Below are 24,339 nucleotides of genomic sequence, written 5' to 3'. Positions count from 1 at the left end.
AATGCTACTCCATAAAATATAATGACCAATAAACACAGCAGAAAAATATAGAGAAAGAAATAACCTGATAGCTGTTGGTCACTTTAATTATTGACAGGTTGATAATATCTAAATTTTATTTTTGTATGATAGTGTTCTGGCAACTAATTAACAATAAAGCTAAGTATTATTTAGTGCATCAACCCAAATTCAGTTCTGGCAGGACAACTGCATTATCTCTTAACCTTAATTAAAGGTACTGAGTCATTACATTAATACTTTCTTAACATTCATGATTCTTTGGGTGTAATATATTTTTCTGTTAGCTTACTCTCTCTTTTCTTTATTTTTTAAAAGGTGCTCTTATGGCTTTACCTACTTTTTTAAACCTCTACAAAGATCTTATTAAGATACCGTCCATTAGTTCAACGGATCCATCCTGGGATCAAAGTAACTTAAACGTCATTAATCAGCTTGCCAGCTGGTTAGAAGAGTTGGGCTTTAAAAGTGAGATACAAGCTGTCCGCAGTGCGCCCGGTAAATACAATTTAATCGCCACACTCGGTGAGGGTGATGGGGGTTTATTACTCGCAGGTCATACGGATACCGTCCCCTACGACGCGGGTAAGTGGACAACCGACCCTTTTACCTTGACGGAGAAAGACAATCGCTTATATGGTCTGGGCAGCATTGATATGAAAGGTTTTTTTGCCTTTGTTATTGAAGTGTTAAAAGAGATCGATATCAATAAGCTGAATAAACCCCTGCGCATTTTAGCAACCGCAGATGAAGAAACCACTATGGCCGGTGCGCAGGAAATAGCCGAACAAAAAACTTTTCGCCCGGATTATGCCGTGATTGGCGAGCCAACGGGAATGGCGCCTGTTACCATGCATAAAGGCCATATGTCCGAGGGTATACGCATTACCGGCCGAAGTGGACACAGCTCAGATCCGGATAAAGGCCTAAACGCCATTGAAATAATGCATCTGGTGATTGGGGAATTAAAAAAAGTACAGCAACAGTTTAAAGAAAAATACCACAATCCCCACTTTGATGTGCCCTATCCAACTCTTAATTTTGGGGCAATCAGTGGAGGCGATAGCCCCAACCGAATTTGTGGCTGCTGTGAGCTGCACATTGATATGCGTCCTATTCCGGGTATTACCACCAGTGAGCTATTTATTACCGTCAAACAGGCCTTGTCTGAAATTGAAAAGCGCTACCCGAAGAGTGTAGAGATTTACCATTTGCATGAGCCCATTCCTTCATATCAATGCCCGGCGCATTCAGACTTGATTAATAACGCTGAAATTTTCACCGGCAACCCGGCACAGAGCGCTAATTACTGTACCGAGGCCCCTTTTATTCAACAGCTCGGCTGCGATACCATTATTTTAGGACCGGGACACATAAGCCAGGCCCACCAGCCAAATGAGTATTTAGATCTTTCCTTTGTCAAACCAACCAAAGAAGTGATTAAAAAATTAATTAATCACTATTGTGTAATTTAATTACTTAATGAGGTTTTTAGATCCAATAAAGACCTTTATTTTGTGATGGATCGTTGACTGCTGACCTTAATCTGATAGTTTATTGTTGTTACTTTATTTTTTTATGTGATTTTATGTAGTTTTATTACTAATTCGGAGGGCATATGACAGAAGAATATTCAAATTTACGCAGTAACGTCAGTTTATTAGGACAGCTGCTTGGTAAAAGCATTGGTGGTCATCTCGGTGAAGAGTTTCTGGATAAAATAGAAACTATCCGTCAACTATCCAAATCCTCCCGTGCGGGTAATCAACAGGATGGTGTCGCACTGATCGACATGTTGACCCATCTTTCCGATGATGAATTAGTCCCTGTTGCGCGTGCTTTTACCCACTTTCTAAACCTGGCAAATATCGCTGAGCAGTTTCATGGCATTTCTCGCCACTGCGACAGTGGGGTCTGTGCACCGGAGCCAATCAAAGATTTAATAAGCAAATTTAAAAATTCCAATTTATCGCAGCAGGAAATGCAGCAGAGCGTTAATGAATTAAAAATGGAGATGGTACTGACCGCTCACCCTACCGAAATAACGCGGCGCACACTTATCCATAAGCATATCGCCATTAATGACTGTCTGAGTTATTTAGAAATTAGCGATATTTCTGATAAAGAACGCGACCTTTTGTTAAATCGTTTAGAGCAGTTAATCACCCAAGCCTGGCATACCAATGATATTCGCCAAAAGCGTCCGACTCCGGTAGATGAAGCTAAATGGGGATTTGCGACCATTGAAAAAAGTTTATGGCAGGCTGTTCCGCAATTTATTCGCGATCTGGAAAGTGAATTACAAAGCGGTTTAGGTTTATCATTACCCCTTGAAGCGTCCCCCATCACCTTTACCTCATGGATGGGCGGCGACCGAGATGGCAACCCCTTTGTAACCGCCAAAGTAACCCAGGAAGTATTATTATCCAGCCGTTGGGTCGCGGTTAGTTTATACCTTAAAGATATTAGCCAACTCACCGATGAGTTATCAATGGATAACTGCGATCCAGCTCTTCGATCAGTGGTTGGAGATAATGCGGCTGAACCTTACCGTGCTATTTTACGCAAATTGCGCTCGGAATTAAAAGAAACTTTAGCATCTTTAAGTGCCACTTTGCAGAATCAGCGCAGTGATGAAAAAGATATTATCACCACCAGCAAACAGTTAAAAGAACCACTGCTTTTATGTTATCACTCCCTTAAGAATATGGGGATGAACTCCATTGCCAATGGTTTAATTTTAGATATTTTACGCCGCCTCAACTGTTTTGGTATCAACCTGTTAAAACTGGATATCCGTCAAGATGCTGAACGCCACGGCAATACATTATCGGAATTAACCCGCTACTTAGGCATTGGTGATTACAATGCCTGGAATGAAGAAGACAAGCAGGCCTTTTTACTGCAGGAACTTAACAATAAGCGACCACTCTTCCCCTCTCAGTGGAACCCATCTGCAGAAGTACAGGAAGTATTAGATACCTGTAAAGTTGTTGCGCAAACAGATCCTGAAGCTTTAGGTATCTATATTATCTCTATGGCACGCCAGGCATCCGATGTACTGGCTGTACAGTTAATATTAAAAGAAGTGGGCTGTCCGTTCCGTATTCCTGTTGCGCCATTATTCGAAACGCTTGACGATTTGAATAACTCGGCAGCAGTGATGAAACGCTTGTTTGCTATCGATTGGTATCGTGGTTATATCAATGGTATTCAGCATGTCATGATAGGTTACTCCGACTCAGCCAAAGATGCGGGGGTGATAGCCGCCAACTGGGCACAATATACATCGCAGGAGGCATTGGTTAAACTCAGTGCTGAAAATGATATCAATCTGGTTTTATTCCACGGACGTGGCGGCACAATAGGTCGTGGTGGTGCGCCGGCTCGCCAAGCCTTATTATCACAACCGCCGGGATCTTTAAAAGGTGGCTTACGGGTCACTGAACAGGGTGAGATGATCCGCTTTAAATTTGGTTTACCAAAAGTTGCGGTGCAAAGTTTAAACCAATATGCCGCTGCGGTATTAGAGGCTAACCTGCTGCCGCCACCTGCGCCAAAACAGGAATGGCGTGATGTAATGCAACAGTTTTCAGATCAGTCTTGTCAGGAATACCGCCATTTTGTGCGCGAAGAGCCAGATTTTGTCCCCTACTTCCGCAGCGTAACCCCGGAAGTGGAACTGGGTAAATTAGCGCTAGGCAGTCGTCCTTCTAAGCGCAAACCAAGCGGTGGTATAGAAAGCTTGCGCGCTATTCCGTGGATTTTCGCCTGGAGTCAAAATCGTTTAATGTTGCCAGCATGGCTTGGGGCAGGTACCTCACTAAAAACATTATTGAATGAAGGAAAAAAACCGCTGCTTCAGGAGATGTATCAACACTGGCCATTTTTCCACACCCGTTTAGAAATGTTTGAAATGGTATTTTTAAAAGCGGATGAGGAACTCACTAAATTCTACGAAGAACGCCTTGTGCCGAAAGAATTATGGCCACTTGGACAACGTTTACGTGATAACCTCACACTCACTCGAGAGACTGTTTTAGAAACTATTCCGGATCATCAATTGATGCAGGAACAGCCTTGGATTAAGGAGTCTATTTCACTGCGTAACCCTTATGTTGATCCGCTCAACATGTTACAAGCAGAGCTCCTTTACCGTTCACGTGAAAATGGTGATGAAATTTGTCCGGTGGTCGACCAGGCACTGATGGTCACTATTGCCGGTATTGCCGCAGGACTTCGTAATACAGGTTAAGCAATAAAAAAGGTGCAGGCTAAAGGCCAGCACCTTCTGCTCTTTGCCTGATAAGATAAGTGTTAATACAGTTATTTATTTATCACCCTGCTATCAGGTATAATAATACCCCGTGCGCTATTTAGCGCATTTTACAGTTAACACAAAATCCCTTGAACAAGAGAGTTGCAATGAGCGAAGAGAAAACACAGGCATTAAATACCCTAGGCTTACGCTGCCCAGAGCCTGTTATGATGCTCCGCAAGACCGTTAGAAAGATGCAGGAAGGAGAATTATTAAGCGTTATTGCCGATGATCCGGCAACGACTCGAGACATCCCCAGTTTTTGCCGGTTTATGGATCACACTTTAGTTGAAGCTGACATCCAACAAGCACCCTATCGCTATTTAATCCGTAAAGGCGCTTAGATTCCTTAAATACTAAGTGGCTTTAAAACAAGACTAGAGCAACCTTATTGTTCCGTTAGTTATCTCATTCTCCTAGTGCTTGAACAGCTAAATAATTAACCCGATCTCAGGTCAATTATGTGATTTAATTATTCGTTGTTGGTTATTACACATTGCCCCCATTTTTTAAATTATTCTTAACAAAACAGCCAAAAATCAAATTTTTAGTGATCGGATGATAATAGAGCTGATTTTGTGTAGGAAATGATACTAGCGGAGGATCTCGCTGACTGTTTAGGCAGTTTGATAGGCATGAATTTTATTCACTATGCAGCAAAATAGTGGAGCTTATTGACTAGTGCTTATACTGAATATTAAAAGTTATCCTATAAAAAAAGCCCAAAGTCATTAATACCTCGGGCTGTTAACATATCTCAGATTCTATATTACGTTGAGGCAGCACTATGGCAATTTTGTACCACAATGTTTTATCAATACAAAACGAAGCCTAACGCATGGACCTCGACTTAGTTTGTGATCGATGACTCAATTATCAAATCAGTGAAAGACCCTATCAAAAACATAATTGTAGAATCCTAGGATAAGCGAGAAAATTCCAAGCAGAGAGATCGTCTTTCTCATATAAAGACTCATTCTTCGCTTTATAAATAATATAAAATGAAGCAATTTTATATTATATAGAAAAGGAACCTTGTATGTTTATTGGTATTGATCTTGGAACGTCTGGAGTAAAAGTCATTTTAGTTGATCAAAGTGGACTTATTTTAGGAACAAAAACTGTCTCAATATCGGTGTCACGACCTGCACCACTATGGTCAGAGCAGGATCCGGCAGAATGGTGGAGCGCAACCAATCAAGCAATTAAAGCACTCGCCAAAGATATCAGCTTATCTAATGTTAGTGCGATTGGATTAGCAGGACAAATGCACGGTGCTGCATTACTGGATGACAATGGCAAAGTCCTTCGTCCTGCTATTTTATGGAATGATGGACGATGCGCGGAAGAATGCCTCGAAATGGAGCAGTTAGTACCAACAAGCAGGGATATTACCGGCAATATTATGATGCCGGGATTTACCGCCCCTAAATTAAAATGGGTACAAAAAAACGAGCCGGAATGCTTCGCTAAGATAGCGAAGGTATTACTGCCAAAAGATTATCTGCGCTACTGCATGACGGGAGATTTTGCATCCGACATGTCGGATGCGGCAGGCACTATGTGGCTTGATGTGGCAAAACGGGATTGGAATGCTCAACTACTAGCGGCAACAGGGTTAACCCGTCAGCAAATGCCTAAATTATATGAAGGTAGCCAAATCACAGGCACCTTATCAAAAGAGCTTGCTAATGAATGGGGGATGCCTTGTGTCCCCGTCGTTGCAGGGGCTGGTGATAATGCTGCGGGCGCAATTGGAGTGGGTATTACCCAGCCCAGACAAGCGATGCTTTCACTTGGAACATCCGGGGTATATTTTGCCGTTAGTGATGGTTTCAGCGCAAACCCAGAATCAGCATTACATAGCTTCTGCCATGCCTTACCAGCAACATGGCACACAATGTCCGTGATATTAAGTGCCGCTTCTTGTTTAACCTGGGTCGCAGAATTAACGGGAGCATCAAGTGTTCCTGAGATGATTGCCGAGGTTGAAGCGGATGCTGATCTAAATTCAGAAGTGATTTTTCTTCCTTATCTGTCTGGAGAGCGTACACCGCATAACAACCCTGATGCTAAAGGTGTATTTTTTGGTATGACACACGCGACTAAACGTGCAGAGTTAGCTCAAGCCGTCTTAGAAGGGGTTGGTTTTGCTTTAGCTGATGGCTTAGATGCACTCCATGCAACAGGCGTCGAGCCGGAAGAGATTTCATTAATTGGTGGCGGCGCACAAAGTGCTTATTGGCGCCAAATGTTAGCTGATATTTTCAATAAAAAGCTCGCTTATCGAGTTGGTGGGGATGTGGGACCCGCATTAGGTGCTGCGCGACTTGCTCGCCTAGGGTTAGCAGGACAAGAAAAACTTTCAGAAGTTTGCCCCGTTCCAAGACTGATTCAAACTCATCTTCCCAATATTGGAAAGCATGCGGCTTATGCACTGAAGCGCGAAAAATTTCAAAAAATTTATGTCCAATTAAAGGATATTTTTTAAATCAATACTTCCAATAAGTAAGGCATTGATAATCATTAATGCTTTACTTGGCAATATAAAAACCACCGCGATTATGTTAATACGCTAACCCCTAGGTCAGGATATTCTAGACTTATCTGATTTAGAGCAAGCAGATTAACTATTTTTCTACAGCCCGAGCCCGTTCATAAAATTAATATTCACTTAAATCCCCCTCTTTTGGCTTAAAATAAAACACCTAGAATGCATTAATATTTCCTTAATGGCAGCACAGGGGTATGATTCTGTTACAAAATAACTTTAAGCGCTGCGCAAAGTACTTAGCCGTTTGTTGCTCTATTAAAAAGGTAACGCATCACGGCTGATGCTTTTAATTGCTAATTAACCTAAGGAAGCAAAAACATGAATTATCAAACGGTATTTATTACTGGTGCTACAAAGGGCCTAGGTCGAGCACTAGTAATAGATCTTTGCAGCAAAGGATATAAAGTCTTTGCAACCGGACGTGATGAAACTCAGCTGCAGCAACTTATGCAGCAAACAGGCTGCTTAGGGGTCAGTTGCGACCTCAGCCAAGCAGAAGCTGCAGTTGAAATTTTTCAGAAAGCCACAAAAGCGCTGGGCCATATTGATGTGCTTATTAATAATGCCGGCATGAATTCACGAAAATGCGAATTAGCCGAGACAACATTAGAAGAGTTTGAACAACAGTATGCAGTCAATTTACGTGCGCCTTATTTACTTTGCCGGGAAGCAATGCAGCAGATGTTACCTAAAGAGCATGGTTATATTATCAATATTGTCAGTACGGCAGCTAAACGCAGTAATCCAACCATGAGTATTTATAGCGCAATGAAACAGGGATTTGCCGGGTTGAATAATGTCTTAATGAAAGAAGCACAGCCCCATGGTATCAAAGTAACTGCCGTTTACCCCGGAGGAATGAATACCGCCTTCCGCGAGCAGGAACGTCCGCAATATATGCAGCCTGCGAGCGTAGCAACACTGGTTAGCCAATTACTCAGCAATCCCATCGATGTCGTGATCCATGAATTGACTTGCCGTCCTATGGTTGAGCTGGAATAGTCAAAACTAAAAAAGAAATTAAAAGCCCGGGAGAGTGACTCGGGCATCCCCTTAGGATTGTACTAGCCTAAATTGTGCTAATTGCCTACCATTGCAGGCCCCCATCGATAAGTTCTTTATTTAAAGAGCCCAAAATCGATCCCCTCTCCAATATGCTCTTCTCTAACCTATGTATTTCTTTTAATTTTCACGAACCGTACACCTTTGACGGTTCGATTATAGTGATATTTTATCTGCACTCCTATTGCTGCCTTTAAAATCTTAATATAAGTCACTGGACTCCTTAACATAAGATTGCGGCTAATTCTCTCCGTTTTTTGATGCAGAATTGGGTGCTTTTTTTGCAGCAATAATCCGGAGATATAACAGACCCAGAATGGCAGAAAGAAGTGAGGCGAACAAAATAGATCCTTTGGCGCTTTGAAGATATTCAGGTTGCGAGTCAAAGCCCAGTGTGGCTATAAATGTCGACATGGTAAAGCCAATACCGGCTATCAGTGACATACCTATCACGTGCTGCATATTAATGCCCTCCGGTAAACTCCCTATTTTGTAGCGCAGACCAAGCCAGCATGCACCGGAAATGCCAACAAATTTACCAATAACCAACCCAATCACAATACCCAACCCAACTGAATGCTGAAGGGTTTCGATAAGTGAACTGAAGCTAACTTCCACACCGGCATTAACCAGAGCAAACAGTGGCAGGACAAATAATGAGACGGGTAAGTCCAATGCATCTTCCCAGCGGCGCAGGGGAGCACTGCCATGTTCTGCAAAATCACGAACATCCAGCACTTGTTCATGATCCTCTCGATTAGCAAGCGCATCGAGTTGATGACCTTTGTTCTTCTTCATTGCTGTAATTTTAGCTTTCACCTTAGAGAGTAATTCATCTGGCGGTAACATGGGTCGTGCGGGTACGGTTAAAGCAATGGCGACGCCGGCAAAAGTGGGATGAACGCCAGATTTAAGCATCGTCCACCAAGCGGCAATCCCGATCAGAATATAGAAAATTGGCCGGAGGACACCAGCATAATTAGCGATGGCCAAAAACGCGATCAGGGAAAATGAGATCGACAGGAAAATGACAGATATCTCCTGTGTATAGAATAATGCAATCACGACTATCGCACCAACATCGTCTACAATGGCAAGGCCAACGAGAAAAGCTAACAAACTGATGGGAATATGTTTTCTAACTAGGGTCAGCGCACCTAATGCAAATGCCGTATCGGTTGCCATCGGGATCCCCCAGCCAATCTGAGAATCAAGTGACCAGTTAAATAATGAATAGATAACAGCCGGACAAATCATCCCACCGAGAGCACAAAGAATCAACATGCGCCGATTTTCTGCGATAGCGAGATCCCCGGCGAGCACTTCACGTTTTATCTCAAGCCCGATAAAGAAGAAAAAGATAACCATCAAACCATCATTAATAATATGTTTAAGTGAAGCCTGCAGCTCGATATCGCCCAGAAAAAAACCAATCTGCATATGCTTTAGCATCTGATAGGTAGATGAATAATCTGAATTTGCCCACCACAGAGCAGTAATCGTTGCAACCAGAAGAAACACACTGGCCGTTGCCTGCGCGCGGATAAAGTTTGAAAAAGGAGGCTGAATATTATCAAGGCCACGGTGCAGTAAATTATTTTTGTCATCGGTCATTTTAGTAAGCCCTTGTATATTTAAGCTGCGCAGATAAACGATTCGAAGGTTCATTATATCGAACCTAAGGTCCGGCTAAGAGCTCGCTACTTATAAAAACTTAACGCCAGCCAACCATAACCACAACTATAACGCCGCGCGGCAAAAGTCTCTATACCACTCTACAGACTTAACAGTAAGATTCTCAACGAAAAACCTAAAAGTACAATATTTACAGCAATAAAAAGGATTAACCAAACCATATAGTTAACCTTATATATGAGGCTGTCCCCTGAATTGGATAGGTCGCTGAGGTCGTCCTTACTTCCCGGTTGAACTTAGATAATAACTGTTCAATTTCAGGTTGGCTACCCAACTCAGCTGTAGAAATTCTCATTTCCAGCTTCTCAGCTTAAAAAAATCAAGGCAGTTTATATTTACTTGATACTAGGGATCAGCCTTTGGCCTAATCCAGGCTTTATTTTAACTTTTCACTATTGTGAACCAAGTAATACGCCCGCCACTCCGCATTCACCATTCACCATTCACCATTAGATTCCCGAAAAGGGGCATGTGTTACGTTCGCTATTGAAAGAATTTAAGCATGAACTATTAATGCTCGTTTCCGAGAATAAGCGAGCATCGCTGACATTAGCCGAGGTTATTTAGGGCATATAGTACCTTAGAATATTTTTACATCCCTCTAAAGAGAGCATTTTTGCTAAAAGAGAACTGGAAAATAATACTTAGTTAAATAAAACCACTTTAATATTTTATATGCTGATATTTTCAGGCACAGGGGGGGAACAACAGTAAATGGAACTGACAAATTAACTATTTTACTTCACATAATCGGAATAAGGCACGGAAAAATAATTATAAAAAAGTGATAAAATCACAAAAATATAGTTAACTGGCTTATTTCTTCTGTCACATTGAGCATATTGTTCAATTTTGAATATCAGCGATTGAACCTAAGGACTAAATCCATGGATCGAATTTTAAAATCTCGCAAGATAGATCAAACCAGCCTGGGTCGCTGCATGTTAATTTTTATGACGGGGTTATTAGTCAGTATTGGAACATTATTTTGGTGGGGAGCATATAGCCAGCTCGCCACAAGCTTCGATGCTTTTGACGTTAGCTATTATGAAAACGAATTAAAAAGAGTTGCCGGAGTGCTAAAACAGAATCAACTCTCATTCGAACTGCAAATAAAAGACTATGCCCATTGGGATGATACAGAAGCATTCGTATCAGGCGACTATCCTGTTTATATAGAAGAAAACTTTACCCCAATATCGCTCGCGAACAATAAGATCAGCGGCTATCTTATTGCCAGACTGGATGGCTCCTTTGCGGCTCCCCCCATGATACTTTCCGATGATGCTCTTATTCCCATGCCCGCAAAGATGAGATCGGTATTGTCTCCTTTGTTACCAGCTTTAATGACTGCCGATAAACCGACAGCCAACACGGCGCTATTTTGGCTTAATGATCAAGCCACTTTTGTTTCTGGCGTGACCATCACAGATTCTAATGAATCAAGACCCCCAAGCGGTTATCTGTTGTTTTTTCGTCATTTTGATAGCGCTATATTAGATGGATTCAGATCTTTAACCTCGGTCGATTTTACTTTACTGCCGCAGCTTGAAAACAATAAAGCAAACTTTAAGGTGCAGTATTTATCAGACTTGGACGAGCCAGCCTGGGTAGTCAGCAAAAACCTGAAAAATTTACCCGCTATGATTGAAATACAGGGGACAACACATTTAAAAAAAGAACGTTACATGAGCTTTGTATTATTGGGGAGCAGTGTTGCGGGCTTGACACTCTTTTCATTGCTGGGTATTTATCTATGCCTTCATTTTAGGATTCTAAAAAGGCTGCATATTTTTTCTCAGCTTGCGGATAAGCATCGATTGTCACCACAACAGCCTGTACGTTGGCCGATTAAAAATAACGATGAACTTGATAATCTTGCTTTTGCTTTGAATGAGTTAATGTCTGAAGTGGAAGTGAGGCATAAAGAGATGAGTTTTCTTGCAGACCATGATCCCCTTACGGGATTAGGTAACCGACGCTTATTGATGGCACAACTCGATGCCAATATAAACCGGCAGAAACGCCATCCAACTTTTATCAGTACTCTTTTACTTATTGATCTCGATGAATTCAAATTACTCAATGATGGACTGGGACACAATGCGGGAGACGATATTCTTAAACTTATGTCCCTGCGCATGCTCTCACAAGTACGCAATTACGATACGGTTGTTCGCTTAGGCGGTGATGAGTTCGCTATCCTGCTCGATGGCGTTGGACTGGAGATGGCACAATCTTTTGCCGAGCGACTGCTGGACACAATCACTCAGCCCTTCAAACAAAACGGTCAAGACTTGATCTTAAGGGCTTCGATCGGGCTAACGGCAGTCAATAATGGCCTCTGCAAAGAAAATCTGATCAGATATGCTGATTTAGCGATGTACGAAGCTAAACGACGTGGTAAGGGACAAGTGACCATTTTTAAAATGGCTCTGCTCGATACGGTTTCCCGCCGGGTGCTGTTAGAACAGGCACTCCATTCCGCACTTAATGATGATCAGCTTGAAGTGTGGTTTCAACCGATAGTTGATTTGAACAGCGGGGAGGTGGTAAATATGGAGGCGCTATCACGCTGGTCACTTGCCGGAGAATTTGTGCCACCGGAAGAGTTTATTAATATTGCTGAAATAACAGGAATGATTATACCACTGGGGCAACAATTATTCGACAAGGTGGGCTGCGCTCTGCAGGAGTTACGGGTAGAACATCCGAATCTTCAATGCAATATTAACCTATCGGTCAAACAATTCAGGGATAGGAATTTATTTACCGAGATCACCTCCTGCCTAAATAAATATCAGTTGCCCACGTCGGCTTTCCATTTAGAGCTGACCGAAAGTATGGTAGTGGAGACGGAAACAGATATTTTACCTATGATGCAAAAACTGGTTGAGCATGGTTTAAAATTTCACTTAGATGACTTTGGCACAGGATATTCTTCGCTCGATCGTCTCAATAATCTGCCTTTTGATACGCTAAAAATCGATCGCAGCTTTGTGACTTCGCTAGGCATGGGTGATGATATTATGGCTAGAAATATTATCAACATAGGCAACGAATTGGGTCTGAATATTATTGCAGAAGGCGTCGAGACCCAAGTCGAGCTGGATAGATTAATGGATTTAGGCTGCTCCCAGATTCAAGGTTATTATTTTGCTAAACCTATGCCCTTAAGCGAGCTCAAAGACTGGCTGTATGACAAACAGCATCAGGTGATACAAATGAAATCAAAACGACAAGCCTAGGGCTGTTATATCTTAACTTTACACCTACTTAAAGGATAAATAAGGGTGAATAACTGCTAGGAAAACTAAGTAAAATAAGAGGTTAAGCAATCAAATCCAGATAATTTAAATCACTATCAAAGTCCCCCTATCGTTCAATATTGATCAACATTTGCGGCAATTCGTCAGTGTTAAGCTGAGAGTTCTGTTGCCATGCTATGGGAATGTTAAAGAGGGAAATTTTATCAGCTTGCGAATAAAAACCGAAGGTCAGAATTTTAGCGGCTGTAATTCCACCAGCAGTTTCCATGCACCCAAATTCTATGAACCCAAAAATGGGTTGGACAGCGTTTGGTTACTAACATTATTTTACGGGTATTTTTCAAGGAGGCTAAAACGCAAAAATCAACCATGCAAGGTTGATTTTTAAGATTCTTATTACTAAGAATAATTGGAGCGGGCAGCGGGAATCGAACCCGCATTATCAGCTTGGAAGGCTGGAGTAATAGCCATTATACGATGCCCGCATAATATTTTAAATTGTATTCCAAATAGTAAAAAACAATGCCAAGCATTGTATTTTACGTTGCAGTGCGTAAATGCGCTGCTTTTCACAATGCGGCCTTGTGAAATAAATATGGTGGAGGGGGACGGATTCGAACCATCGAAGCTTTCGCGGCAGATTTACAATCTGCTCCCTTTGGCCGCTCGGGAACCCCTCCTAGACTTAAATGGTGCCGACTACCGGAATCGAACTGGTGACCTACTGATTACAAGTCAGTTGCTCTACCAACTGAGCTAAGTCGGCTCCGTCTAAGTGGTGCGAATAATAGAGAAGTTGGGCAAGGCTTGCAAGCCTTTCTTGGAAATACTTGGCATTTATTGACTGTTTGCTTAAAAAAAAATCAACAATGCCTCTTTTCGTTTACAAATCAAACAACCTCCTGTTTTCCGGTCAGTTTGATTTTATGGCAACGTTATATAAACTTGGGCTTCTCTGCTCAACGGGCTAAAAAAAGGGTTAAAACCATTCGCCTTAAAGATAAAATAATTATATTCAGGCAGCAGGGCAAAACAGCAAGTGATAAAAATCCCTGATCATTGTACATACTGACTTTTCAAGGGGATCAAAACCAACTCGGTTAATTTGCCAAACGTAAAGAAATCTCTCCACCGATGAACTCTTTAACTTGACCCTCTATTTCCAATAACAGCGCGCCATGTCTATTAACACCGCGGCAGATGCCCATAGTGATGGTGTCTGCAATCAGTAAGTTGACTTTTTTATCTAAAAAACAATCTAATTCAAACCAGCGGGATAAATAGGGCGTTAAACCAGATTTTTCATAACGGGGTAATAAATATTGCAGCTCTTTAATTAAAATGGCACTTAATTCGTTGCGATCCACACCCGTTGGTATTAATGCATTTAAATCAGCCCAGGGTTGGTTTATTAATTTCGCCTGCTCAGGCGGCATTTTGATATTAATACCGATCCCTATCACGCAGTGGCAAGCGGCTGTTGCCTGGGCATTTAACTCAATTAAAATACCCGCCAATTTTTTTCCCTGGTAATAAATATCGTTTGGCCACTTTAATGAAACGCCCTGTATGCCCATTTTTTCCAGCGTATTAACTACTGCGATACCCACCAGTAAACTCAGCCCCGAGATTTTATCTATACCCGAATCGAAATACCAATAAAATGAAAAATACAGATGAGAAGCAAAGGGTGAAACCCAAGTACGGCCTCGCCTTCCCCTTCCTGCTAACTGATATTCAGCAATACATGTTTGCCCATTTTCTAAATGAGGGATTTGATCTAATAAAATTTGATTTGTCGAATCAACAATTTGCTCAACTTTTATATTGTCATACCCACAAAGTTGGCGAATTTTCTGCTCATTTAATAATTTAATCAGCGTAGCACTTTGATAACCACGCCCGGGGACTTTATAAATATCAACGCCAATCCCTTGTAACCCTTTGATATAGTTATTAACCGAGGTACGCGAAACACCTAGAAGTTCGCCTATTTTTTCACCCGAATGAAACTCTCCATCGGCAAGTAACGTTAAAAGAATATTACCCTGTTCATTCAGTTCCGACATTTGTTAACCGCCTCTGTTAAGTTGCTCTCGCCCATCGCGCAGATAAAGCGCACTTCGTGTTCTAAGTTTATATTAAATTTTTCTTTTACTGTTGTCCGCACTAAATTTGCCAATTGAATAACATCTGCAGCGCAGGCATTGTTTTGGTTAATTAATACCAAGGCTTGCTGCTGATGCACAGCCGCACCACCAATATGAGCGCCTTTTAGATTGGCCTGCTCGATAAGCCACCCTGCCGCTAATTTTACTTGCCCATCCGGCTGCGGGTAATGGGGCATATGCGGATATAAAGCCAGTAACTGCTCTGCTTGCGGCGCTGTTACTAATGGATTTTTAAAAAAACTGCCTGCATTACCCAACTTGGCGGGATCGGGTAATTTTTCACTGCGAATTTGACAGACAGAGGTAAAAATCTGTTTTGCACTCAGTTTTTGAGCCGATTCGGCTGCATTTTTCAAACGGCCATATTGATTCTGCGCTTGCCAGTCCTTAGTCAATTTAAGGGTTACTCTGGTGATTAATGCATCCTGCATTTTTAGTGTTTTAAAAATACTGTCACGGTAGGCAAATAAACACTCTTTGGCGCTCAAACAATGTAATGCGCCCGAATTCAAATCAAGATATTCAACCGACTCACAAAAATCTTTAAATTCTGTGCCATAGGCACCGATATTTTGCACCGGTGCGGCGCCAACAACCCCTGGGATCAAGGCTAAGTTTTCCAATCCATTGATGCCTTTATCAATACAGTCGGCGACTAACTTATGCCAGTTCTCCCCCGCTGCGACTTTTAATAAATAACTATCAGCAGATTCAGTTATATCAACGCCCGACAAATCAACCTTAATCACTAAGCCTGTAAAATCTTCACAGAACAATATATTACTGCCGCCGCCTAAAATTAAGACAGGCTTATTGTCCGCGCGGGTAGTTTTCACCAAGTCTAACAGTTCGGGAATCTGTTTAAGATTGTTAAAATGAAATAATATTTGTGCGTTAACATCAATAGAAAAAGTATTAAAAGCCTTGAGAGAAGTATTAGTTTCGATCATCATTATCCCGCTATGTGAAGTGTAAACCCTGAAGATACAAATTATGAAAGAAGCAGGCATCGGCATCTTCAAGTCGTTTAGGTATCTCCACTGAGTTTACCTTATACCTGTCGTTCAAACAAAATGCTCACGCGACAATAATAACCAGAGAGAAAACAGAGTGGGTGAAAACATCTCATTGACAGCTTGGTTTAATGCTACCGCAGCAGATAAAAACACCTGCCGCGATTCAAAAAATAGTCTGCCCTTTATAACCACAAAAACAGGGTTATCAAGCTGAGCCTCACTCAGCAGTCAGTCTATTACCTAAGAAAAACTGCCTATCGGGGGCTGATATCAATAAATTTATATTATTTATCAAAAAGATAAAGAAATTCTTGATAACCCTGTTCGGCCATATCCTCAAGCTTAATAAAACGCAGTGAGGCCGAATTGATACAATAACGCAATCCACCGGGTGCGGGGCCATCGTCAAAAACATGCCCTAAATGTGAATCCGCAATAGCACTGCGCACTTCCGTTCGTGTGGCAAATAATTGTGTGTCGACCTTTTCTAGCACTTTTTTTGGTTGCAGGGGTTGCGTAAAACTAGGCCATCCGCAGTGTGCATCAAATTTATCTAGCGAGCTAAATAGAGGCTCTCCAGAAACAATATCAACATAAATGCCAGCAGCATGATTGTCCCAATAGTCATTATCAAAAGGTGGCTCCGTAGCGTCTTGCTGAGTCACTTGATACTGAACGTTATTTAATTGTTCGCGTAACTTTTGCTCATCTGGTTTTTTATAGTCAGTCATTTTTCACCTTCATTATCATTGTGATCATTATTAATACCCATGTTACTTCAAGATGCTTTGTCAGGCGCAAGATCGGAGACCAGAGCAAGACGCAACATGAGGTAATGGTTATTCCCTTTGCGATTGGTGCAACGCAGCGCTGGTTTTCGAGCTAGCGCCCCGTAGGGTAAGGCGAATTGTACCCATCTGCGTTGTTATAAAATCTCTATGTAGAATAACTATACTTCAATTTTATGCCTAGCATCTCGGCACAATTTGCCTTACTGACTTTGCATCTTGAAGTATCATGGGTATATACCCAAATTACGTTTAGCGGTACTGATCAAATAATATCAAAACTCCAGCTTAATTTGTAAACTTATTGTTAAGAACTGCTTGACGAATATAATAAAAAACGGTACTAATTTACTTTCTGATATAGATAAACTAATTTTTGAGACTAACTGATGAAATTGTTCTGCCCTATCCTGCTATCCTTACTCCTGATGCAAAATGCGTACGGGTGATCGGTGGCTGAATAAAATCAGTTAAATTTCCAAAAACCCGTGCCCTGCGCGGGTTTTTTTATATCCATAATAACTACATAATATTAATAAAAAGAGGGATATTTTATGTCCGATCAAGTAATAATTTTCGACACGACACTTCGTGATGGAGAGCAGGCATTAAGTGCTAGCCTGACCGTTAAAGAAAAACTACAGATCGCATTTGCTCTCGAACGTTTAGGTGTTGATGTAATGGAGGTTGGTTTTCCGATCTCCTCACCCGGTGATTTTGAGTCGGTAAAAACCATTGCCAGAGAAATTAAAAATAGCCGTGTCTGTGGATTATCCCGGGCATTGCCAAAAGATATTGATGCTGCGTGGAATGCATTAAAAGGGGCGGATGCCTTCCGTATCCATACTTTTATTTCAACGTCCACTATTCATGTAGAAAATAAATTAAAACGCACCTTTGATGCGGTCTTAGAGATGGGTATTAATGCAGTAAAACATGCACGTAATTATACCGATGATGTTGAATTTTCCTGTGAAGATGCCGGTCGTACCCCAATCGACAACTTATGCCGGATCGTGGAGGAAGCCATTAAAGCGGGCGCAACCACCATTAACATTCCGGATACCGTGGGTTATACCTATCCGAGTGAATTTGGCGGCATTATCAAAACCTTATTTAATCGCGTACCTAATATAGATCAAGCCATTATTTCAGTGCATTGTCATGACGATTTAGGTATGTCCGTGGCCAACTCGATTACCGCGGTTGAAAATGGTGCGCGTCAAATTGAATGCACTATGAATGGTCTTGGTGAACGTGCAGGGAACTGCTCACTTGAAGAAGTGGCCATGATTTTACAGACCCGCAAAGATAAGTTGGGATTTACTACCAATGTCAATCCCATGGAAATTTCGCGTACCAGCCAGCTGGTCAGCCAACTGTGTAATATGCCCATTCAAGCAAACAAGGCGATTGTCGGTGCTAATGCGTTTTCACACTCCTCGGGTATTCACCAGGATGGTGTTCTAAAATCACAGAATACCTATGAGATTATGACCCCTGAAAGTGTCGGTATTTCAACCAATAAGTTAAATTTAACTTCCCGCTCCGGCCGCCATGTTATCCAGCATCGTATGCAGGAATTAGGCTACCGTGATACAGATTATGACCTGGAACAGTTGTATGCTAGTTTTGTAGAACTCGCAGATAAAAAAGGACAAGTCTTCGATTATGATTTAGAAGCCTTAATGTTCTTTAATAAAGTCGATTCGGATCCGCAGCACTACAGACTGGAAAGTATTAATGTCCAGTCCGGTTCAGGATTAGTTGCGACGGCCACCATTGTGATGAGTATTGGTGAGGATAAAAAAGTAGTTGAAGCAGCTACTGGGAATGGGCCTATTGATGCTGCATACCAATGTCTAATGCGGATTTCAGGTTTAGATATTAATATGGATGATTACCATATTAATGCAAAAGGTGCCGGTAAAGATGCACTTGGCCAGGTCGATATTGTCGCCACCTACAACGGTCAGAAATTTCACGGTTTAGGCTTATCAACGGATATTATAGAATCATCTACTAAAGCGATGGTGCATGTTATGAATCATATCCATTTGGCAAAAGCCGTTGCCATCGAAAAAGAACAGCTTATTCATATTGATCAGGTTTAATGATACTCAAATTACTTGAGAATGCCGTCATAAGAACCATTAAGTAGTTTGGGTATATAGTTTCAGATGATTTGCGAATTCATAAGGTAACCAATGGGTTGCCTTTTTTTATTTCTATGAGTAATAACAGCATGAAAATTATAGTTATACCCGTTACTCCCTATCAGCAAAACTGCAGTCTGATTATTTGTGAGGAAACAAAAATTGCCGCCATCGTTGATCCCGGGGGCGATCCGTTGCGTATTTTAAATATTGTTGAAAAACAAGGTGTTAAAGTTGATAAAATTATATTAACTCATGGTCATTTAGACCATGTCGGTGGCACTCAGGCCGTTGCTGGCAAATTGAATGTACCAGTGATCGGCCCAGAAAAAGAAGATCTATTCTGGTTAGAGCAATTAGAAGCGCAAAGTCGGCGTTTTGGTTTACCCACAACGGAAAGTTTTTCTCCAAACCGATGGTTGACAGAAGGAGAAGTGCTGGAAGTCGGTAAAATAAAACTAAAAGTACTGCGTATACCAGGCCATACACCTGGCCATATTGCCCTGTATGATAAGCAAAGCAAACAGGTTATTGTTGGTGATATCTTATTCAACGGCGGCATTGGTCGTTTTGATTTCCCGCGTGGTAATCGCTCCTTACTTGTCAGTGGCATTAAAGAAAAATTATTAACACTACCGCCTGAAACAACGGTTTATCCGGGGCATGGACCCACTACTACTATTGGCAAAGAGAAAGCAAGCAATCCTTTTTTACGTTTGTAAATGATGGTGATAATCTTTTAAGCCTGTCTCTTTATAAAATATTGGTTTGCAAAATATTTCTTTTTTAAATCAGGCAATTTCTATTTTTCACTTCGTAAGTCGAATTAATCTTTTCTTTTTTATGTAAATCAGTATTATTTAAAATTAAAACGCCCTAATGCCAACATTCAGATGTATATACCCAAATTATTTGAAGATGCAAGAATCAGCAAGACGATAAATGATGAAATTCTAGGCAGAAGGCTGATGATCTAGTTATTCTAAATCAAAGCTTTCTAACAACGAAGATCGTCGTTTATCACCTTGCCCTTCGGGAGATTCGCCTGAAATAACACCGTAAAATCAATAACAAAAAAATGACGGTTAACAGGCTTGATTGGATATTTTTCTGGATTGGCAGCATTATTTTTTTAGGAGTAACAATGAGTTCTCGCGGTAAATGGTCCTGGTTACACAGCCCCATAACAGGTGGTATTCTTTTAATTATTGCAGCAACGACTGCACTGTTCTGGGCAAATTTAGCCCCCTCTCTCTACCATCACGCTTGGCATGATGCTCTATTCTCGGTTTCTTCAGGATTTAGCGCCACTATCTATTCGATTAGTCTCCATCAAATTGTAAATGAATTCTTGATGGCGATTTTCTTCTTTTTCATTGGCTTAGAAATGAAACGTGAACTCTTAGATGATGACCTTTCTACCCTTAAAAAAGCCGCTTTACCATTATTTTCCGCCTTAGGGGGAGTTGTTCTTCCCGCCAGCATCTATTATTTTTTCAATGCAGGGACTGATACGGTTAATGGCTGGGGTATCCCAATGGCAACGGATATTGCCTTTGCATTAGGTGTGCTGGCAATGGTCGGCAGTCGTGTCCCTCTTTCTTTAAAAATATTTCTATCGGCATTGGCGATCGGTGATGATTTAATGGCAGTATTGGTTATTGCCATCTTCTATACCGAGCAAATCTTTGTTAATGAATTGCTGGTTGGTTTCTTAGGATTAATTGTCCTGGCAGTCGCCAATAAAATGGGTGTACGCAACCGCTTAGTTTATTACTCTATTGGTTTAATCATTGTCTGGATCAGTTTTTTAGCTTCTGGGGTCCATGCGACTATTGCGGGCGTTGCTGTCGCGTTTACTATCCCTTCTCGCCGGGAAATATCCATGGGAAATTATTTAATTACGGCTAAAGGGTTACTTAGCGGCTTGGACAAGGAACGCCACAATAAAGCCGATGTATTAACTAAAAATGCCATTTCATCTTTACGCGAAATCAGAGATTTAAGTTATCAGGCATCGAACCCTTTACAACTTAAAGAAGAAGCACTGCACCCTATTTCAGCCCTGTTTATTGTGCCATTATTCGCACTGGGTAATGCCGGTGTTATTGTGGATGACAGCATGCTGGCAGAGTTAACTAACCCTATTGTGTTAGGCATTGCAGCCGGCCTTATTATTGGTAAACCTCTGGGTATTTTTCTGTTCGCTAAGCTTCTGACCCTTTTAAAATTGGGCCAACTCCCGGAGGGTGTCACATGGAGGCATATTATCGGGACCGGTTTCTTAGCAGGTATGGGGTTTACTATGTCGCTCTTTATTAGCGACCTGGCCTTCTCTGAGCCAGAGCAGAAGATTGTCGCTAAAGTTGCCGTGCTGTTAGCATCAATCATATCCGGTATTGTAGGTTATCTGATTTTGATCAGCGCCCCGGTTATCAAAAAAGACAATAAATTAAATAGTTAGAGATTATCTAATGAGTCAAAACCTGCTATTTTTGCAGGCTTTTTTACAACAGGAATTATTTATGACCACAGATCCAAAACACTTAAAAAGAATGAAAGCCATTAAAGAAAAACAAGATCAAAAAATCGCAGCTGCGGATCAAGAGCGCGGTGTCACCATTTTACTGGCAGGACCCGGTAAAGGTAAAAGCAGCTCCTCTTTTGGTATGTTAGCGCGTTCCTTAGGTCACGGTCATAAAGTGGCAGTGGTACAGTTTTTAAAGGGTGCGATGTCGACCGGGGAAGAGATGTTTTTTAGCCAGCAAGATAATGTTGATTGGTATGCTATGGGTGATGGTTTTACCTGGGAGACTCAAAATAAAGAACAGGATATTGCTAGTGCAAAAAGAGCCTGGGCTAAAGCTGAAGCCTTATTGGCCGATGATAGATACCAATTGGTTATTCTTGATGAAATCACCTATATGTTCAAATTTAACTATTTAGAACTCCAGCCAACGCTGGATGCACTGAAAAATCGTCCCGAAAAAATGAATGTTATTTTAACCGGTCGAGGCCCCAAACAGGAGTTAATCGATGCGGTGGATACCTATAGCCATATTTTAGATGAAAAACATGCTTTTAAAGCGGGCGTAAAAGCGCAGCCCGGGATTGAATGGTAGAAAAAAGGCTGGAAAGCTGAAAGCCGAAAGCTAAAAGCGGGTTGTTAACCTTCCCGCCTTATAGCCTTATAACCTTATAACCTTATAGCCTTATAGCCTTATATCTATTCTATTCCAGAATGGCGTAATAAAGCCTCAATACTCGGTTCACGGCCCATAAAGTTTTTAAACAGTTCCATTGGATCGGAACTGCCGCCCTTTTCTAAAATCGCCTGAAGAAACTCACGACCCGTCTCCTCGTCAAAAATACCGAACTCTTCAAAGCGGGAAAAAGCATCTGCAGATAAAACTTCTGCCCATTTATAACTGTAATAACCTGCCGCGTAACCGCCCGCAAAGATATGGCTAAAACCATGCTGGAAACGGTTAAAGGATGGAGGTCTAATAACAGCTACCTGATCGCGCACGTCATTCAAGACTTTTTCCGCCTGCGAGCCTTTCTCTGGCTGGTATTGATGATGTAATACAAAATCAAATAAAGAGAACTCTATCTGACGCAGCATCATTAATGCACCGTTGTAGTTTTTAGCGGCTAACATTTTCTCAAGCAGCTCCGCTGGCAAGGTTTCACCTGTTTTGACATGCCCGGAAATTAGGGCTAATGCTTGTGGTTCCCAGCACCAATTTTCTAAAAACTGACTGGGTAACTCAACCGCATCCCAAGGCACCCCATTAATGCCGGATACCGAAGCGGATTCGATTTTGGTCAGCATATGGTGAAGACCATGGCCAAACTCGTGAAACAGAGTAGTGACTTCGTTATGAGTAAATAACGCTGGTTGATCGCCAACCGGTTTAGTAAAATTACAAGTCAAATAAGCAACGGGTAATTGCAGCTGTCCATTAACTAAACGACGACGAACCCGGCAATCGTTCATCCATGCACCACCCCGTTTATGGGCTCGCGCATAGAGATCCAGATAAAAACTACCCAGATGATTTTTCTGTTGATCGTAGATCTCAAAAAAGTGTACATCCGCATGCCAAGTATCAACGCCTGGAATCTCCTTAATAGTTAATCCAAAGAGACGGTGGACAACTTCAAATAACCCCTTCAGCACATTATTTTCAGGAAAATAGGGACGCAGTTCCTCATCGGAGATAGCATATTTCTGCTGCTTTAGGCGCTCGGCATAATAACTTAAATCCCAAGACTCTAAATGCTCAATCCCGTCTAAGCCTTTAGCAAAGGCCAATACCTCGTCGCACTCCCGCAGACCTTGAGGATAAGATTTTTCAGCAAGCTCGGTTAAGAAATTAATAACCTGCAGCGGGCTTTCAGCCATTTTAGTGGCTAAACTGTAATCAGCGAAATTATCAAAACCTAACAATAAAGCCAGTTCGTGGCGCAGCGCTAATATTTTTTCAATAATGTCTGAATTATCAAACTCACCAGCCTGCGGACCTTGATCCGATGCGCGCGTTGCAAAAGCCTGGTAGACCTCGTGGCGTAATGTGCGATTTTTTGCATAAGTCATTACCGGTAAATAACTTGGGAAATCCAAGGTTAATAAATAGCCCTGCTGATCTTTTTCCTGAGCCGCTTGTTTTGCAGCGGCCAAAGCACTTTCAGGCAAACCGTCTAATTCCTTAACATCGGAAATCAATTTACTCCAGGCTAGCGTCGCATCCATGACATTATTACTGAACTCTGATTGCAACTGCGAAAGTTGTTGGGTGATCTCACCATAACGTCGCTTTTTATCTTCAGGCAAAGCAATACCGGATAATTTAAAATCACGCAGCGCATTGTTAATAACCTTCTGCTGTTCCTCTTTTAAATTTGTAAATTCATCACTTTTTGAAATACTGAGGTAAGCGTCATAAAGACCTTGATGCTGGCCCACAAAAGTTGCGTATTCAGCAAACAAAGGTAGACAGGCATCATGTGCCTGACGGAGCGAATCATTACTAACAACGGCATTCATATGTCCAACCGGTGACCATAACTTGCCGAGATGATCATCCGCTTCATCCAATACATTAACAAAATTATCCCAGGTGAAATGCGTTAAGCTTTGCAGTTTCTCTTCTATTAGCGCTTTATTATTGCTGATCGCTTCAGTCACGGCCGGTACTATCTGATCCGGGGTTATTTGGCTAAATGAAGGCAAACCATCTGTTTGCTTGATACTTGATATTTCAGAATTATTCATAGCGGTCTTCTATA

General features: G+C 41.6%; 16 protein-coding genes and 3 tRNA genes. 10 read left to right on the top strand and 9 right to left on the bottom strand.

Annotation, left to right across the window (positions count from 1 at the left end):
* The first annotated feature begins 344 nt into the window (after positions 1 to 344).
* From argE to PING_RS01190, 5 genes are all read left to right on the top strand, one after another.
* The gene (argE, locus tag PING_RS01210; RefSeq protein WP_011768653.1) at positions 345 to 1,493 is read left to right on the top strand and encodes an acetylornithine deacetylase; all 1,149 of its coding nucleotides are present in this window, start codon (positions 345 to 347) and stop codon (positions 1,491 to 1,493) included.
* A gap of 143 nt (positions 1,494 to 1,636) precedes the next feature.
* Positions 1,637 to 4,273 (top strand): phosphoenolpyruvate carboxylase, encoded by a 2,637-nt coding sequence (gene ppc, locus PING_RS01205; protein WP_011768652.1) that lies wholly within the window; start codon positions 1,637 to 1,639, stop codon positions 4,271 to 4,273.
* A gap of 170 nt (positions 4,274 to 4,443) precedes the next feature.
* Positions 4,444 to 4,680 (top strand): sulfurtransferase TusA, encoded by a 237-nt coding sequence (gene tusA / locus PING_RS01200; RefSeq protein ID WP_011768651.1) that lies wholly within the window; start codon positions 4,444 to 4,446, stop codon positions 4,678 to 4,680.
* A gap of 695 nt (positions 4,681 to 5,375) precedes the next feature.
* Positions 5,376 to 6,827 (top strand): xylulokinase, encoded by a 1,452-nt coding sequence (xylB, locus tag PING_RS01195; RefSeq protein WP_011768650.1) that lies wholly within the window; start codon positions 5,376 to 5,378, stop codon positions 6,825 to 6,827.
* 381 nt (positions 6,828 to 7,208) lie between these two features.
* A complete protein-coding gene (locus tag PING_RS01190) occupies positions 7,209 to 7,892 on the top strand; it encodes an SDR family oxidoreductase (RefSeq protein WP_011768649.1) in 684 nt (227 codons plus the stop codon).
* Positions 7,893 to 8,192: 300 nt separating this feature from the next.
* Here the strand turns inward: PING_RS01190 and nhaA (PING_RS01185) are convergent, their stop codons facing one another.
* Positions 8,193 to 9,620, bottom strand: coding sequence for a Na+/H+ antiporter NhaA (gene nhaA / locus PING_RS01185; RefSeq protein WP_011768648.1), 1,428 nt, complete (start codon positions 9,618 to 9,620; stop codon positions 8,193 to 8,195).
* Between the two features lie 914 nt (positions 9,621 to 10,534).
* Between nhaA (PING_RS01185) and PING_RS01180 the strand changes: the two genes are divergently transcribed.
* Positions 10,535 to 12,895, top strand: coding sequence for an EAL domain-containing protein (locus PING_RS01180; protein ID WP_011768647.1), 2,361 nt, complete (start codon positions 10,535 to 10,537; stop codon positions 12,893 to 12,895).
* Positions 12,896 to 13,022: 127 nt separating this feature from the next.
* Here PING_RS01180 and PING_RS20335 read toward each other — a convergent pair whose 3' ends face one another.
* The 7 genes from PING_RS20335 to msrB all read right to left on the bottom strand — a co-directional run bounded on the left by PING_RS20335 (position 13,023) and on the right by msrB (position 16,834).
* Positions 13,023 to 13,184: a hypothetical protein gene (locus PING_RS20335; protein ID WP_157035280.1), complete on the bottom strand. Its 162-nt coding sequence runs from the start codon at positions 13,182 to 13,184 to the stop codon at positions 13,023 to 13,025.
* Between the two features lie 142 nt (positions 13,185 to 13,326).
* Positions 13,327 to 13,401, bottom strand: a tRNA-Gly gene (locus tag PING_RS01175).
* 111 nt (positions 13,402 to 13,512) lie between these two features.
* Positions 13,513 to 13,596 (bottom strand) — tRNA-Tyr (locus PING_RS01170).
* 10 nt (positions 13,597 to 13,606) lie between these two features.
* Positions 13,607 to 13,682 (bottom strand) — tRNA-Thr (locus PING_RS01165).
* Between the two features lie 334 nt (positions 13,683 to 14,016).
* Positions 14,017 to 14,985, bottom strand: a complete 969-nt coding sequence (birA, locus tag PING_RS01155) for a bifunctional biotin--[acetyl-CoA-carboxylase] ligase/biotin operon repressor BirA (RefSeq protein ID WP_011768645.1) — start codon at positions 14,983 to 14,985, stop codon at positions 14,017 to 14,019.
* Positions 14,973 to 16,040 (bottom strand): UDP-N-acetylmuramate dehydrogenase, encoded by a 1,068-nt coding sequence (gene murB, locus PING_RS01150; RefSeq protein WP_408635110.1) that lies wholly within the window; start codon positions 16,038 to 16,040, stop codon positions 14,973 to 14,975. Before murB ends, birA begins: the two co-directional genes overlap by 13 nt.
* Before the next feature lie 347 nt (positions 16,041 to 16,387).
* Positions 16,388 to 16,834, bottom strand: a complete 447-nt coding sequence (gene msrB / locus PING_RS01145; protein ID WP_011768643.1) for a peptide-methionine (R)-S-oxide reductase MsrB — start codon at positions 16,832 to 16,834, stop codon at positions 16,388 to 16,390.
* Between the two features lie 611 nt (positions 16,835 to 17,445).
* Here msrB and leuA point away from each other — a divergent pair.
* The 4 genes from leuA to cobO all read left to right on the top strand — a co-directional run bounded on the left by leuA (position 17,446) and on the right by cobO (position 22,169).
* Complete coding sequence (leuA, locus tag PING_RS01140; RefSeq protein WP_011768642.1) at positions 17,446 to 19,005, top strand: 2-isopropylmalate synthase; 1,560 nt, start codon at positions 17,446 to 17,448, stop codon at positions 19,003 to 19,005.
* A gap of 131 nt (positions 19,006 to 19,136) precedes the next feature.
* Positions 19,137 to 19,769 carry an MBL fold metallo-hydrolase gene (locus PING_RS01135; RefSeq protein ID WP_041766771.1) on the top strand — a complete coding sequence of 211 codons (633 nt, stop codon included), beginning with the start codon at positions 19,137 to 19,139 and terminating at the stop codon, positions 19,767 to 19,769.
* A gap of 422 nt (positions 19,770 to 20,191) precedes the next feature.
* On the top strand, positions 20,192 to 21,511 hold the full coding sequence (nhaA, locus tag PING_RS01130; RefSeq protein WP_011768640.1) for a Na+/H+ antiporter NhaA: 1,320 nt from the start codon (positions 20,192 to 20,194) through the stop codon (positions 21,509 to 21,511).
* A 10-nt stretch (positions 21,512 to 21,521) separates the two neighbouring features.
* Complete coding sequence (gene cobO, locus PING_RS01125; protein WP_232279395.1) at positions 21,522 to 22,169, top strand: cob(I)yrinic acid a,c-diamide adenosyltransferase; 648 nt, start codon at positions 21,522 to 21,524, stop codon at positions 22,167 to 22,169.
* 104 nt (positions 22,170 to 22,273) lie between these two features.
* Here cobO and prlC read toward each other — a convergent pair whose 3' ends face one another.
* Positions 22,274 to 24,325, bottom strand: coding sequence for an oligopeptidase A (gene prlC / locus PING_RS01120; RefSeq protein ID WP_011768638.1), 2,052 nt, complete (start codon positions 24,323 to 24,325; stop codon positions 22,274 to 22,276).
* Between the last annotated feature and the right edge of the window lie 14 nt (positions 24,326 to 24,339).

The sequence above is a fragment of the Psychromonas ingrahamii 37 genome (assembly GCF_000015285.1).
In the GTDB taxonomy this organism is placed as follows: Bacteria; Pseudomonadota; Gammaproteobacteria; order Enterobacterales; family Psychromonadaceae; genus Psychromonas; species Psychromonas ingrahamii.
The sequence above is the reverse complement of the archived record's forward strand: the minus strand, read 5'-3'. Positions and strand labels throughout refer to the sequence as shown.